Origin of the sequence: Rhizobium mesoamericanum STM3625 (assembly GCF_000312665.1) — a bacterium.
Lineage (GTDB): Bacteria > Pseudomonadota > Alphaproteobacteria > Rhizobiales > Rhizobiaceae > Rhizobium > Rhizobium mesoamericanum.
This window is the reverse complement of record NZ_HF536773.1, coordinates 655,139-669,286: the sequence shown is the minus strand read 5'-3', so window position 1 is coordinate 669,286 and position 14,148 is coordinate 655,139. Positions and strand designations below refer to the sequence as shown.

The 14,148-nt window shown below is 58.1% G+C and carries 11 protein-coding genes; 1 reads left to right on the top strand and 10 read right to left on the bottom strand.

Annotation, left to right across the window (positions count from 1 at the left end):
* Positions 1 to 108 precede the first annotated feature (108 nt).
* From BN77_RS33670 to BN77_RS23345, 8 genes are all read right to left on the bottom strand, one after another.
* Entirely contained in the window at positions 109 to 318 is a 210-nt protein-coding gene (locus tag BN77_RS33670) for a CYTH domain-containing protein (RefSeq protein ID WP_157224501.1), read from the bottom strand.
* A 725-nt stretch (positions 319 to 1,043) separates the two neighbouring features.
* Positions 1,044 to 2,249 carry an MFS transporter gene (locus BN77_RS23375; protein WP_007536696.1) on the bottom strand — a complete coding sequence of 402 codons (1,206 nt, stop codon included), beginning with the start codon at positions 2,247 to 2,249 and terminating at the stop codon, positions 1,044 to 1,046.
* A 183-nt stretch (positions 2,250 to 2,432) separates the two neighbouring features.
* Positions 2,433 to 3,461, bottom strand: a complete 1,029-nt coding sequence (locus BN77_RS23370) for an NADP-dependent oxidoreductase (protein ID WP_007536694.1) — start codon at positions 3,459 to 3,461, stop codon at positions 2,433 to 2,435.
* Between the two features lie 291 nt (positions 3,462 to 3,752).
* Positions 3,753 to 4,688, bottom strand: coding sequence for a cyclase family protein (locus tag BN77_RS23365; protein WP_007536691.1), 936 nt, complete (start codon positions 4,686 to 4,688; stop codon positions 3,753 to 3,755).
* 204 nt (positions 4,689 to 4,892) lie between these two features.
* Positions 4,893 to 5,444, bottom strand: a complete 552-nt coding sequence (locus BN77_RS23360) for an OsmC family protein (RefSeq protein WP_007536689.1) — start codon at positions 5,442 to 5,444, stop codon at positions 4,893 to 4,895.
* Between the two features lie 132 nt (positions 5,445 to 5,576).
* Positions 5,577 to 6,506, bottom strand: coding sequence for a TauD/TfdA dioxygenase family protein (locus BN77_RS23355; protein ID WP_007536687.1), 930 nt, complete (start codon positions 6,504 to 6,506; stop codon positions 5,577 to 5,579).
* Between the two features lie 817 nt (positions 6,507 to 7,323).
* Positions 7,324 to 8,277 carry a sulfonate ABC transporter substrate-binding protein gene (locus BN77_RS23350; protein ID WP_007536685.1) on the bottom strand — a complete coding sequence of 318 codons (954 nt, stop codon included), beginning with the start codon at positions 8,275 to 8,277 and terminating at the stop codon, positions 7,324 to 7,326.
* 668 nt (positions 8,278 to 8,945) lie between these two features.
* Positions 8,946 to 9,875 carry a LysR family transcriptional regulator gene (locus BN77_RS23345; protein ID WP_007536680.1) on the bottom strand — a complete coding sequence of 310 codons (930 nt, stop codon included), beginning with the start codon at positions 9,873 to 9,875 and terminating at the stop codon, positions 8,946 to 8,948.
* Positions 9,876 to 9,959: 84 nt separating this feature from the next.
* Here BN77_RS23345 and BN77_RS23340 point away from each other — a divergent pair, with 84 nt between their 5' ends.
* Positions 9,960 to 10,856 (top strand): DMT family transporter, encoded by an 897-nt coding sequence (locus BN77_RS23340; protein ID WP_007536678.1) that lies wholly within the window; start codon positions 9,960 to 9,962, stop codon positions 10,854 to 10,856.
* 202 nt (positions 10,857 to 11,058) lie between these two features.
* Here the strand turns inward: BN77_RS23340 and yghU are convergent, their stop codons facing one another.
* On the bottom strand, positions 11,059 to 11,979 hold the full coding sequence (gene yghU, locus BN77_RS23335) for a glutathione-dependent disulfide-bond oxidoreductase (RefSeq protein WP_007536676.1): 921 nt from the start codon (positions 11,977 to 11,979) through the stop codon (positions 11,059 to 11,061).
* Between the two features lie 666 nt (positions 11,980 to 12,645).
* Positions 12,646 to 14,127 carry a cyclic nucleotide-binding domain-containing protein gene (locus BN77_RS23330; protein ID WP_007536674.1) on the bottom strand — a complete coding sequence of 494 codons (1,482 nt, stop codon included), beginning with the start codon at positions 14,125 to 14,127 and terminating at the stop codon, positions 12,646 to 12,648.
* Positions 14,128 to 14,148: the final 21 nt, after the last annotated feature.

Sequence of the window (14,148 nt, the reverse complement as noted above, 5' to 3'; positions counted from 1 at the left end):
AGCAAGCGAAGGTGGGAAAGTTGGTTTGGCGGAATTGCGGAACCTGCTGATACGCAAGTACGAGCGGTAGCGTTATTCCGTCCAGGCGCCAAGCTTGCAAGCCTCTTTCTAAGGGCAATCGATCCCGGCGGCAGTCTCATTCGCGCGGGCAACGCTGGCAAGCTGAGCTGAGGAATACCTGGGGTCACCGGTGATCTCCCGTCCCACCCAATCGGGAATTGGCAATGGATGGTCCTCGGCTGGTAGTTCAACGTCCGCCGTTACGAGACCGATGAGGGGACCCGTATACTCGTCGACCTGCCAAACAAGTCCCTGCATTACGACTTCATGTCGCCACTTTTCCAAACCCGGGCCTTTGGCGAATTCCTCGACCATCGACCTGGCGTCCGCATTTGATAGAGAGAGGTGATACTCGCTTCGCGTGAAGCCGCGTCTCAGGCCTTTTATGGTCAACGTGGCTGAATGATCGCAGAGGCGAATTCGCGCTTTTCCAAGGTCAAACTGAACAACCAGATGATCAACAATGTGAAGCCTTGAACCGGCTGCTTCGCGCCATCCATCATTCACGACGAGGAACTATCGTTCAATTTCCAAAGCCATGACGAGTAGCCTTCTTCAGCTACCTTCACAAACAGTCCAGCCGTTGCAAGGGTTCCCGGCAGCGACAGCGACAGCGGCACGATATCCAGACCTTGATGTAGCCTCCTAAAGTAATCTCTGATGCATTGAGGCGAGAACTAAAGAGCTCTTGCGAATCTATACCTCTGACCAAAAGCCGAGCAGCGCGGTGCGCCGGCCCTCCAATTCCGGCGCGGCGCCGTCGAAAGCTTCTGGTATCGCTAATGGGGTGCACGGGCGCTACCGGTGGTGCGATGTGCAATCGTCGCCCGCTCACGGCTGGATGAAGGGTCTTAGGCTGCATTCTCCTTCAATAATTGTGCCGCATTTCACGACATCTGGACTCGAGGCTCGGATAAGTCAGTGCAGATCCTTTGGCCCGAACTGCGTTGTCTCGGGGGAGCGCTCAGCATTTAAGGAAAGCTTCAGCGTTCCTCAGGCGGTTTGAGATGTCGGAATTGCAGCAACAGTAGCAGGTCGTAGGTGATTTTCAGTCCGGCGCAGATCAGGAGTGGCCAGGCTCGGAAGGACGCAGCAAAAAGTGCGCCCGCGAGCGCAGGGCTCGCCGCCGCGGCAAGACTGCGCGGCACGGATGTGAAGCTTGCGGCCGAGGCTCGCTCTGCCTCCGTCACAACGGCCATCACATAGGAGGAGCGTGTCGGCACGTCCATCTGCGAGAGTGCCGCTCGAATGAGGAGCAAACCGACAGCCAGCGGCAAACTTGGTGCGAACGCGGCGAGAGCCAAGGCAATGCTGGACGGAATGTGGGTAAAAACCATGGTGTTGATGAGGCCAATGCGCTTCGATAGCCATGCGGCGATGGGAAACGAGAACGCCGACAGCACGCCCGTCCAGAAGAAAAACACAGCCGCCTCGGAGAGCGACAGATCAAATCGCTCGAAAAGCCAGAGCGCCAGCAGCGACTGAACCACGAAGCCTCCGGCGAAAGCGTCGAGACTGAAGAGAGCCGCGAGCTTCAGGATAATGTTGCGCGAGGGGCCTTGTACGGCCGGTTTGTCGGCTTGATGCGTTATCGGGCGAGGCGGTATGCGAGCATAAAGAAGGCCGCCGAGAACGCCAACGATCGCATAGAGAACGAACATCAGCTTGATGGCGGACAATTGCACTATCCCCAATCGCACCATGAGGTCGGGCAGGGCCGCGGCGAGCCCGCCGCCAGCGCTTGCGAGAGCCCCGGCGAGGCTATAGCGGGCGAACATCTTTGTTCGATCGATGCTGGACACCTCGCGGGCGAGCACCGCATGCTCAAGCGGTACGAAGATGCTGACACTGCCGGCCGATGGATTGATCGTACCAGCGAACGCGACTGCCAGTAGCAGCGTATAGTCGTTGATCATTGGCATGACGGCGCCAGTGATAACCATCAGGCCGGCGGCCGCCAGCAGCAAACGGCGGAGATCATGATGCGCGCCAAGGAAGCCGATGATGATCGTCAACAGCGCAGAGCCGAAGAGGGACGCCGTCGCGATGATGCCGACTTGCAGCGGCGAAAATCCCAAAGCGAGCAGATAGACCGGCAACAGGATGGCCATGAAGCCATCGCCAAAGTCGCGCAAGGAGCGCGCCCCGAAAAGCCATGTGGCCGGCTGTATGCTTTGCGCCTGTATCATTGCTCTCGATCGCGTCCTGCTATTGTGGAGGCGGGGCTAGTCCAGGGTTAGTCTGGGTCCGACACCTGCTTGGATCGGCCCCGGTCCCGGGATCTGCTCGGAACGTCGTCGGTCCCACCGACTCTTCGCGCTTTTTCGTTGCGTCCGCTGCCTCGAAGAATTTCTGCGACGCCGAGGCGATTTTCAGGAAGCGACGCGCACGATCAGCTTTCCAAAATTCTTCCCTTCCAGCAGGCCAAGAAAAGCCTCCGGGGCGTTTTCAAGTCCGTCAACGATATCTTCCTTATACTTTAGCCGCCCTTCAGAGATCCACGCTCCAACCTGGTGATAGAAGTCAGGACGCTGATCGGCAAATTCGCGCTGTATGAAGCCTCGTATGGTGAGGCTTTTCCGGAGGATGGCGCGCATTGCCGCAGGAAGCTGATCACGTCCGCTCAAGACAGAGGATCCCTCGTTGTAGTGCGCGATGAGCCCGCAGACCGGTATGCGCGCGAAGTCGTTCAGCAGCGGAAACACCGCGTTCCAGACGTGGCCGCCCACATTTTCGAAGTAAACATCGATGCCGCTCGGACAAGCGGCTGCGAGCTCTGCCGGAAAATCGTTCGAATGATGATCTATGGCGGCGTCGAAGCCGAGCTCTTTGCAGAGATACTCACATTTCTTGGGACCGCCCGCGATTCCGACAACACGCGCACCGTAAATCTTTGCCATCTGCCCCACCGCCGAACCAACCGCGCCGCTCGCTGCGGCAACAACAAGCGTTTCGCCGGCTTTGGGTTTGCCGATATTGCGAAGCCCGGCATAGGCCGTGAAACCGGGCATTCCAAGAATGCCGAGTGCCGTCGTGATCGGCGCGGTTTCCGGATCGAGCTTTCGCAAGTTCGTACCATCTGAAATCGCATAGCTCTGCCAGCCGGAATGCGAGAGGACGGTATCCCCCGTCTTGAACGCCGTGTTGCGGCTGCCTACGACGCGCGCGACTGTGCCCCCTTCCATCACGTCGCCTATTTCGACAGGCTTGGCATAGGATTTAGCATCGTCCATGCGGCCTCGCATGTAGGGATCAAGGGAAAGATAAAGCGTCTGGAGAAGAACCTCGCCCTCGGCGATGTCCGGGACCGTCTCCCGCTCGAGCCGAAAATTCGCCGCCACCGGCCTTCCGGATGGGCGCGATGCAAGAACGATGCGGGTGGCAACGGGTTGACCGGTCATGGATGCGTTCCTCCTTCTGACTTTTCCTTGGTGTATCAGGAATTCGTTTCGATTGGGCGCCTGCCGTCAGCGTCGTGCCGGAACAGGGTCGCGCAGCTCCGGTTTGCAACCGTGCATTCGTCGTCGCGCCCTCGAAACCGCTGATCGATGAAACGACAAAACGAGCTCGATCATTGTCATCGAGCTCGCCATTGTGCAATCGAAGCCGCAGGACGCGGACATCTTCCTATGTATCGGCATACCCGGCAAAGGAAATGAGCTCGGCAAGCGGTCTTGACGTAGCCGCCCGTTCTATCGAACGCGCATGCCTGCCGCTTCATCGTAGTGAAGAGGCTTGTCAAATTTTTCAAGCGGCGCCTCCGGCACCGAGCCGATAGTCACGCCATGCGGCCAATCCGGGGGGCAGATGGCGATATAGCGGGCGTAACCGCCAAGCCCGCCACCGAATTTCGGATAACCGATCGCCACCAATGCACCCGTTTCCGGGACCTGATCGAGGTTGGCAACGCCTTCTGCCTGTGCAAAACCGTTGTGCATCAACCAATGTTCGCCCTCGAGGTTCGGTGTGGTGTCGGTATCGAGCGGCTCATGACCGTGAAACAGGATCTTGCGTTGCAGATGCAGGAATTTCAGCGCATCCAGACTGACGCCCGGAAAAGGCGTGGTGGTCGAAAGCGCCGGGTCCGGCCATTTCTTTGACCAGCCAGAGCGGACGAAGACAACTGATCCTTCGGGAATCGTTCCGTGCTTCGCCTCGAAATCCTTGATGTCGGAGACCTGCAGATGATAGCCGGGATCGACCTTCACCTTGTCCTCGATGGAGATGACAACGAGCGGGCGCACCGCGAAGGTCGCCGGCAGCTCGTCGATTGCGGCATATTCCGGCGCCCAATGGGCGGGCGGATCGAGCTGCGTGCCGAGCTGATCAGTCGTCAGCAGGTAGCTCGTCGCTTCGAAACCATGCGTGTCGTAGGTGTAGACGTCGCCCAGCTTGGCGAAGCCTTCCAAATTCGCACCCGCCTTTGCCGGCGAAAAGGTTGAATTGCCGAAACCTGCCCAAACTGGGATTTTCGGGGTGATCGTATGGGTGAGATCCACGTATTTAGCGCTCTTGAAGGCGTCGTTATAAACCTTCCAAAGCCCCGGCTCGTCGGCCCGGGCGACGGCAATAGCCGAGAAGATTGTCACCCCGCAAACCATCGCAACGCGTGTCACAAATCGCCTCATCGATAATCTCCCTTCCGCCTTCATGAAATAGTCGACTGACTTGAAATCTAGGACAGCGCCGCCCGTCTTTCAGCCGCGAAAAGGGGCGCTGTAGCACTTTGAATGGCGGCATAATTTTAAGATCTATGCAGTCACCGCCTTCCAATGGTTTCGCCAAAGGAGACGAAGTCAAGAGCACGTGCCGGTGAATGACGCGATCGCCCATCAATCGGCGCCTGCGGTCTGATGGCCGGGTTGCCGGTGGTCCACCTGCCCACGAACCTCGTTGCCGCGTTTCAGGAGATTGAGGATCGGGCAGAGCTTTTCCACGGTTGCCTGCAGTCTGGCGATTTCAGCGGGACTTGCAGGAGATACCAGCGTGACGAGGTAGCTGATCTCCTGGGGATAGACCGGAATATCTTCATGTCCTTCTGCACCTGCGCGCGGATCGATCGTGGCGGAGACCTCCGCATGCAAGGAATCCAAGGGCACGCCCTGATCGGAAGCATGGATGAGGAAGGTGTGGGTCAGGCAGCTCGAAAGCGCGCCGAGAAGCAGTTCCGGAGACGATGGCCCCAGATTATAGCCGGCGAAATCGGGTGGACTGTCGGAAATAACCTGAAAATCCCGAATTCTGATACGCCGTACGCCACTGCGGCCTTCAGCGCTCGCACTGGCCTTCAATGCAGCCGCCCCCAGTTCGCCCGCTTTGATGCGCGCTCGCCGATCGAGGAGCGCTTCGCGCTTCTGTTGGAGAAATTCATTCAATGTCGTCATTGCTTGCTGCTATTCCTGTTGTCTAATCCGGTGCCGGATAGTTTAGCGGGTGGTCGATCTTCGGCCGAGGCGGAGCCAGGCGAGGCGGCGGCAGCGCTAGAATTTCATGGTCGCTTCGATGTCCAGCCGCGGTCACGCGGCCTTCGCTTTCGCCTTGGCGGCCTTGACGTGAGTTACGCTGCGGCGACCGTCGACACTGACGGGGACGTCGCCGTCAACGGTGGCGCGGCGCACGACCCGATGCTGGTCGCCGTAGTCGTTGACCGCGTAGTGCTGGGTCGCGCGGTTATCCCAGATCGCGACATCCCCGGTTCTCCAGCGCCAGCGCACGGTATTTTCCGGGGCTGTGACGTAGGATTGAAACACCTCGTAGAGTTTAGCGGAGTCGCTCTTCGACAGGCCGACCAGGCGCTGAACGAAGTTGCCGAGCAGCAGCGATCTCTCGCCGGTTTCGGGATGGACACGAACGACGGGATGCTCGGTCTCGTAGATGGTCGACGTGAAAACTTCCTCGAAATGCTTCTTCTCTTCAGCGGTGGCGCCAGGGCGCACGGCTGCGTAGTCGTAGGCATTGCTGTGAATGGCCCATAAATTATCCGCCAGCGATTTGAGCGACGCGGGCAGACTTTCGTATGCGGCGTGGGTATTGGACCAGATCGTATCGCCGCCTGCTGCCGGAATGACGACGCCGCGAAGGACCGAGAATTTCGGATAAGCATCCACGAAGGTGACCTCGGTGTGCCACTGGTCGGCCCTGCCGCCGCCGCGGCTGGAATCGAGATTGAGGATGGAAGCCGTGCCGGCCACAGGACCTTGAGTTGGATGAGGCACGAGGTCGCCCAGGCGGCGTGCGAAGGCTTCCTGTTCGGAATCGTCAAGATGTCCCTGGTCGCGGAAGAAGATGACCTTGTATTTCAGGAGAAGCTGATTGATGGCTGCCACCGTTGCGTCCGAAAGATCTCCGCTGAGCCGGATACCCCTGATTTCGGCTCCGACGCGACCGGTCAGCGGCACGACGTCGGAATCGGGAATGATCTGATTGACGAGAACTGGATTGCTCATGGAAATCTCCTGGTTGATCTGGATAAAGTCAGCAGTTCGAATTAGCCCGAGCGATATTCGGCGGGACGCTGGAAGGTTCATCGTTAAGATCGACAGGCGTATGGAATAGAATAACCCATAGATTCTATAGATAAAATTTTCTAAATATATGGTGTCTTGCGAAACATGTCGTCTCTGCTTTTATGGTCCCGCTCATGGATTCTCTCTGTCGTTCTTTTTGGGAGCATTCGGCCATGAGGACGAAGGAGCCAATGGCCGGCAGCCGTGCGATGGTCGCGGACAGATCTTTCTAGAAAAGACCGCTACGCTTCCCATTCTCGCCTCAAATCAGGAATGGCTGAGAAGGTTTTAACCGCGAGCAATAGCGTCAAGGCTACTGAACCCGCGGCCCTTGCAATCCCTGTGTCCGGTCCTGCACTTCAGAATGGACCCTATGAACTTCAGTGCTCCGCAATCTGCCAGCACAACTGACCTTTTGCGCCGCCCGGATTTATGAGCATTCCTGCCGCCGAGGAAGCGGCCGTAAGCTCTTCACGGTTCGTGCCAAACTCTCCGCGATGGAAGACCGGCCCGAGCGCGCGCGCTCAGTTCACTCAGATCGAATCGAGATCTGATTTCGGCATGCGTCCTCCGCAAGATGTCATTTCCAGGCCCCCGATCATCACAACAAGGCCTGGACAGGTGATCCCAAAGAGCGCCTTGGTGAATTATTGGGGCAACACCCCGGAGTCTTTCCAGCGCCTTGGCCATATCTCATGCGAGAAGGCGCCCTGGCCTTCTCGCTGACGCCGGTAGCTCAGGGATCTTGACGACGGCATCACGCCTTGCCCTTGCGGACAACGTCCGCAATCGTCACTTCCTTGGGAATGAGCTTGAGCTTGAAAAAGGTGTCGGCGATGCTCTGCTGTTGCGCGACGACAGTGTCGTCTAGGCTCTTGACCCCGTAGGATTGGCGCTCGAGGGCCTTGACGAGGACAGGTTCGGGAATCCCGACCGTCGGCGAAAGCTTGGCAGCCGCAGCCGCGGTGTCGGACTTGGTCCATTCGTCAATCTCGGAAATGGCGTCGATTAAGACATCAATTACGTCGGCGTGACCGTCGACCAGCGCCCTGGTGCCGAGATAGAACTGATGATTGGGAACGATGCCTTCGCCGTTTCTGAGCTCTCGCGCTTCGACCGCCACTTCCGCAGCTGCCTGGAAGGGATCCCAGATGACCCATGCATCCACCGCGCCCTTTTCGAAGGCTGCGCGGCCATCGGCCGGGGCCAGGAAGGATGGTTCCACGTCCTCATAGGTCAAGCCGGCTTCTTCGAGCGCCTTGACGAGCAGGTAGTGCACGTTCGAGCCTTTGTTGAAGGCGACCTTCTTGCCCTTCAGCTCCGCGACGGACTTTATGGGGCTGTCCTTTGGGACAAGTATGGCTTCGCCGCGGGGGGCGGGCGGCTCGTGTGCGATGTAGACAAGCGGAGCGTTCGCGGCCTGGGCGAAGATTGGCGGCGTTTCGCCGGTCGATCCGAAATCGACGGAACCGGCGTTCAGGGCCTCGAGGAGCTGAGGACCGCCCGGAAACTCGGTCCATTCAACCTTGTAGTCGATGGATTCAAGTTTCTTCTCCAACGTCCCTTTGCCCTTGAGAAGCACGAGAGTTCCATATTTCTGGTACCCGATACGCACGACCTTGTCAGCAGCATGAGCCAGTCTACCCTGCGTCAAAGGTGTGGCGATGGCACCTGCCACCACCGCAGTGAAAGCGCGTCTTGTGATCTTCATCATACCCTCCGGAATAACACGGGCTCAAATTAAACTTTCTCTACGTTTTTCATAGAATATATGTGCTCTGGCGTCCGCTTCTCCGCGATTCGCTTTTTGTTCTGTCGCGACAACGAGAAAAAAGAACTGCCGCTCGTGCTGATCCCGATTTCAACACGACGAACTCAGCCGGCCGGTGGCGGAGCTCCTCAAGTCGAAAGGTGCGATATCGGGGGCGCAGATTGAGAGCCCCGAACAAGTCGCATTCGCCCATGCCGTCGACGACCTCGGTGAGCACCGGCGCCATACCGACCTTGCACTGATCGTGATGACGCGAGACCGCGCCGCAACGCGCTCCAGCGCCTCCGGCTGCTCCTTAGAGGGCCTCAGACAGACCAGATTGCCCGAGAACGCCCCACGAATCCGCGGAAGAAAAGCGCGCATATTCAAGCAACGTTACGACGGACTCGGCGTCCTTGCTGCGCTAGCAATTGGGTCTGTCGCTTGTCTTTATCAGCCACCATCTTTCGCTCGTCTGACATGTGTGTGATCGAGTGGCAGTCATGCATCGAAGGAAAATCGTCGAGCAAGGCGCAAGAGCAGCGATTTACGGTCAGCCACAACATGATTACACCAAGCGGCTGGTGGCAGTTATGCATGTGTTGCCCCAGGGGCCGGACTGTTGGGCGCTATGCCCTGGCCCTTGAGGGCGCCGTGAAGGCGGCGATCGATGCCTTATCATGGCCCGCTTCGTACAAAAGACGTCGGGCAAGTTCCACCGACGGCCCACTCAAGGCACCATCGGGCCGGACAAGGTGAAACGAGACGTGATACTCCAACCATCTTTGCGAAAGCTGAACCAGGCGGCCGGAAGCCAGCGCGGCATCCGATAGAGGCGGCCGGGCTAAAGCGATGCCGACGCCCTGGACGCAGGCGTCGATGACTAAATTGTAATCTTCGAACCGGCGGTCCTGGCCACGGGGCAGATACTCGATGCCATCTGCGGCGAACCAGCGACGCCAACCCTCGATATTCGAATCGTGCAAGATAGGCGCTGTCAGAAATGCTTGCGAACTGCAGTCCGCCCCAATCCTCGCAGCAAGGGCGGGAGCCGCGATTGGAAACGATTTTTCATGCCAGAGGGGAACCGCACGAACACCGGCCCACGGGCCCTTCCCACATCGGATGGCTAAGTCGGTCCCTTCGCCAAAATCTGCCAACCGGTGTTCGAGAACCAGCTCGAGATGGATGTCGTCGCCCTCAAGTTTTGGTAGCCGTGAGAAGAGCCACAGGGATGCGACAGAAGGTGTCAGAGAAAGACGAACAGTGGTCTTGTGCCGACGAGGGATCCAACGCTCATCGGTATCGCTGAGTAGAGCAAGGGCCTCCTGGGCTCGAGCAAAGAACCGCATGCCCTCGGGTGTAAGGCTGACACCCCGCGCCTGGCGTGCAAATAAACGCACACCCAACCAGCGTTCCAATCGCGAAATCTGCCGGGACACGGCGCCATGGGTAATGCCGCTCTCTTCGGCCGCCGCGGAAAACGAACCGAGGCGCGCGGCGCTAGCAAACGCTTCCAGCGTATCGAGGGGTGGCAGAGTTTGGGAGCTGTGAACCATGGGCACATCAGATCATCGATTGAAGTGCTTTTCAAGCCGCCCCTAAACAGCTTAATTCAGTAGCATTAACCCACGGAGGCGCAAATGACTGTGACGGCGGCTGACTTCGAAGCGAAGACCAAGTTTGACTTGCCGGCCCTCTTCGCGATCGGTGTCACGATATTCTTTTGGGCTTCCTCGTTCGTTGTTATCCGTGTCTGTCTTGGCCCTTTAACCCCGGTCCAGCTGGCTGCTGCCCGATACGTTACCGCAGGCCTCGTGGCTCTAGGCTACCTGGCATTCCGGTGGACCGCGCCGAGCAAGATAGATCTCATCCGGATTTCGGTTGCGGCCGTGCTTTTCATCGCTGCTTATGCCGTTCTCCTCAATACCGGCGAGCAGACGGTGCCAGCCGGACCCGCGAGTTTCATCATCAACACGATGCCCGTGTTTACGGCGCTAATTGCCACTTTTGCACTTGGGGAGCGATTTGGGTTTTGGGGCTGGGGTGGTACGGCCGTTTCGTTTTGCGGCGTCGCGCTGATCGCCGCTGGCGCGGAGGGTCAATTGAGCGTTGACCCCAATGCCATCCTGATCCTCGGTGCCGCTTTATGCTCTGCGGTCGCAAGCGTTCTCCAGAAGCCCGTTCTCGGCCGCATGCCGGCATTGACCGTGACCGCGTGGGTTCTGCTCATTGGTTCGGTCCCGCTTCTTCCGGCGGTCCCTGCGACCGTCTCGGCTCTCGCTGCAGCACCGGCAATCGTCAACTGGAGTGTTGCCTATCTGGTGATTTTTCCAACCGCAATCGGCTATGTTACATGGGCGATCGCCCTGAAACGTCTTTCAGCCGCGCGGGCTTCGAACTTTCTTTATGGTGTCCCTCCGACCGCGACCCTCATCGGCTTCGTCTGGCTCGGAGAAACGCCGTCTGTGATGGGTGCAATTGGTGGCGCCACGGCTATCTTAGGGGTACTTATTGTCAATCTGATGCGCTCGAAGTGACGGCCATCCCATCAAGCAATGGCCTCCAGCTAGATTGCCTGGGTGCAGGCTGATCGCGACAGGGGTTGTCTCCTTTCCTGTTTATCTCGGCCTTTCCACCACTCTGCTTTCGGTCCACCGGAAGATCGTCGAGGTGGCCACATCTTCCGCCTCTCAGGAGCTTGCCCGACGTATCCTCTTACCGGCCGTCCTGGCGGCTTGATCATGGCGCTGCGGGCTGGTCTTGGGCTTGGCTGCCGATCTTGTCCTGCGTCTTCGTTTCGAAGTCGGAGGTGTCGTGACGCTCGTGGAGCTGTTCCGATGGATCGCCGTTTATCCGGTTGACCATGCGGCCGCGCTTGACGGCGGGACGTTCGGCGATCTCGGCCGTCCAGCGCTGCACGTTCCGGTAGCTCTGCACATCCAGGAAGTTTCCCGCATCGCCGTATGTCTTGCCCTGCGCGAGGTTGCCGTACCAGGGCCAGATGGCGATGTCTGCGATCGAATATTCCTCGCCTGCCATGAACCTGTTGCCGGCAAGATGACGATCGAGCACATCAAGCTGCCGCTTCACCTCCATCGAGAAGCGATCGATGGCGTATTTGATCTGCACCGGCGCATAGGCATAGAAATGGCCGAAGCCGCCACCGAGATAGGGCGCCGATGCCATCTGCCAGAACAGCCAGTTCATCGTTTCGGTCTGCGCCTTGTGCTCTTTCGGAAGGAAGGCATCAAATTTCTTCGCCAGATAGAGCAGGATCGATCCGCTTTCGAAAACGCGCGTGGGCTCGGGCGTCGACCGATCCAGAAGGGCAGGGATCTTTGAGTTCGGATTGACCCCCACGAACCCGGATCCGAACTGCTCGCCTTCGCCGATTTTGATCAGCCAGGCGTCGTATTCGGCGCCCATGTGTCCGAGTGCGAGCAGTTCTTCCAGCATGACCGTCACTTTGACACCATTTGGCGTCGCGAGCGAATAGAGCTGCAGGGGATGCTTGCCGACGGGCAGAACCTTATCGTGAGTGGGGCCAGCAATTGGCCTATTGATGTTGGCAAACTGCCCGCCATTGCCTTTCTCCCAGGTCCATACCTTGGGTACTTCATATCCGGCGGGGAAGTTGTCGGCGGGATTCTTCTCGGTCATCACATCGATCCTTTTTTGGGAAGTCGTACGAAACTGGACGTGGCGAAAGACCCATCTGTTCTGGTCTCACTATTGGCCTGCGGCAAAATCGTTGCGGCTTTCTCATCAGATACCAATTTCACAGTTATCGACGCGTCCTTTCTAGACAATTGACTTCTTCAGCTACTGACGGGATGGCTTTTTCACAGAATACCGGAAACGAGCACCTTGATAATAGTCTATAAAATAAATAAATTAGCTGTATAACGACTGACGGGGCGGTTGTGCCGGATATCCATGCGCATAACGTACGGCCAGGAGCAGGCATTGACTCGCGCCGCTCTGGCGTTGGCTCGCAGCGCGACAGTGGCCAAGAAAGTGCTACGAGGCACGAATGGCCACTGCATAGTAGATTGGCCAGCCAGAGCTCGATCAGTCCATGACGATCCACGCCGTCCAGTTCGTCGGCAGTCAGCGCAGCACGTAGATGCTGAAGCGATCTAGGTATTTTGGAGCGATTTGACTGCATCGTCAGTCGTTGGCTGCCCGGACACAAGGAATGCGACGGGCCATTTTTTCACGTTTGAGATTGATTAACCGTGCAATGGCAGCCGCGGCTGCGCTCGCCCGAGGTTCAACAAATTGTTGTCTTCAAGGTCCAACACCTTTCGACCGCGAGAGCCAGCATTATGATAGCTGGAAAATTTTCCGGATCCGAGCCGCAAATGTTGCTGCTTCCTCACCGCGCGACAGAGGTTCCATTGTTTGGAGGCGCTCTGCCTCAACCCGTCGCGATAAAATGAGGCCCAGTTCGTCGGCTAGTGCGGGGCGGTCATGCATAAGAGCGGCAAGGCGCTCCTGCGTGATTTCATAAGCAACCACAAACGTCAGAGCCTTCACGCTTCCGGGCGATGGCGAGCCTGTCAGCATTCCCTCTTCCCCAAAACAGTCGCCTGGTGAAAGACGCATAAGCTCGATCTCCCGATCGCCTTCCTTTCGTGATATTGCCACGACACCGCTTCTAATCAACATCAGGGACATGAGCTTGGAGCCTTGTTCTGCGATGATCGCGTCCTTGCGATATGTCTGTCGCGTCATGCTTGCGGCCAGCGTTTCTTTCTCATCCTCGGTCAGCGGTGAAAAGAGCGGTATTGCGTTTAGCAGGCGCCATGCGGTGCTTGGATGCTGCAAATAGGCTGCATTCTGTTCTTGGCTGACTCCGCTTGTCACCGGTACCGCCAGCGCCAAACCGGCGGCCTTGCAGTGGCGGAATATGAGATCGTAGATTTCGTTGGTGGCAATCGGCATCTGTGCCATGTTTCTCACCCGGCAACTCAGCTCCACTTCCACCGCCTGGCCATCGAGGCCCTTGATGGTCACCGAAGGAGAGGGCGATTTGAGAATGTTGTTTGAACTGAACAGAACCGTCCGCATGACCTCCTCGATGCTAGCCGGTGGCGCCGGCGCGACCCTTATTTTGATCGAGATGCCGTGACTCTCGTCAGGACTGCTGAGGTTGGTGAGGTTTGCTTTGGCGAGCTGGCTGTTGGGGATTGCGATGAGGTCATTCGTACCGCTCAGCAGATGCGTGGCCCGCCAGTTGGTTTCAATGACACGTCCCTCGACGCCGCTGTCGAGCACGATCCAGTCGCCGACGGAGTAGGGTCGCCCCAGGTTCAGGGCAATGCCCGAGAAGACATCGGCCAGTGTGCTCTGCAGTGCAAGGCCCAGGATGATCGCAAAGACGCCTGACGTGGCAATCAACGTACCGACAGGGACGCTGAAGACGTAGGCAATGACGGAGAGCGCGGTTCCGAGATAGATGAGGCCGACGACTAAATCCTGGAGGAGGCGAGCTTCTCGTGGCTTGCGCTCAAAAATGAGGAAAAGGCGAACCGAGCTGATCAGCACCATCGCTCCGCCGATCCACCAGACGGCTTTGGCGAAGCCGACAAAGATGCGGCGAGACACATCACCAGCGTGGGTGTCGGGTGCATAGGGCTCGATGCCGTTGTAAATCAGGAGCGTTGTCAGGACGATCAAGAAGGTGATGTGGGCAATAAGCCGCCAAACGGGATGCCCACGAAGCACCAGGCGGCTGAGGATCAGGCCGAGAACGGCGAGAGCGAGAAACTGAACAATCGGATCGGTCCAAAGGGCAGCATTCATGACATTATCGTCCCATCTCGG

What these genes read in the sequence shown, in the direction of transcription:
- BN77_RS23350 (WP_007536685.1), bottom strand. Translation starts at nt 8,277, where the DNA reads ATGAAGATCACAAGACGCGCTTTCACTGCGGTGGTGGCAGGTGCCATC.
- BN77_RS23345 (WP_007536680.1), bottom strand. Translation starts at nt 9,875, where the DNA reads ATGGTTCACAGCTCCCAAACTCTGCCACCCCTCGATACGCTGGAAGCG.
- BN77_RS33670 (WP_157224501.1), bottom strand. Translation starts at nt 318, where the DNA reads ATGCAGGGACTTGTTTGGCAGGTCGACGAGTATACGGGTCCCCTCATC.
- BN77_RS23365 (WP_007536691.1), bottom strand. Translation starts at nt 4,688, where the DNA reads ATGAGGCGATTTGTGACACGCGTTGCGATGGTTTGCGGGGTGACAATC.
- BN77_RS23340 (WP_007536678.1), top strand. Translation starts at nt 9,960, where the DNA reads ATGACTGTGACGGCGGCTGACTTCGAAGCGAAGACCAAGTTTGACTTG.
- BN77_RS23370 (WP_007536694.1), bottom strand. Translation starts at nt 3,461, where the DNA reads ATGACCGGTCAACCCGTTGCCACCCGCATCGTTCTTGCATCGCGCCCA.
- BN77_RS23360 (WP_007536689.1), bottom strand. Translation starts at nt 5,444, where the DNA reads ATGACGACATTGAATGAATTTCTCCAACAGAAGCGCGAAGCGCTCCTC.
- BN77_RS23355 (WP_007536687.1), bottom strand. Translation starts at nt 6,506, where the DNA reads ATGAGCAATCCAGTTCTCGTCAATCAGATCATTCCCGATTCCGACGTC.
- BN77_RS23330 (WP_007536674.1), bottom strand. Translation starts at nt 14,127, where the DNA reads ATGAATGCTGCCCTTTGGACCGATCCGATTGTTCAGTTTCTCGCTCTC.
- yghU (WP_007536676.1), bottom strand. Translation starts at nt 11,979, where the DNA reads ATGACCGAGAAGAATCCCGCCGACAACTTCCCCGCCGGATATGAAGTA.
- BN77_RS23375 (WP_007536696.1), bottom strand. Translation starts at nt 2,249, where the DNA reads ATGATACAGGCGCAAAGCATACAGCCGGCCACATGGCTTTTCGGGGCG.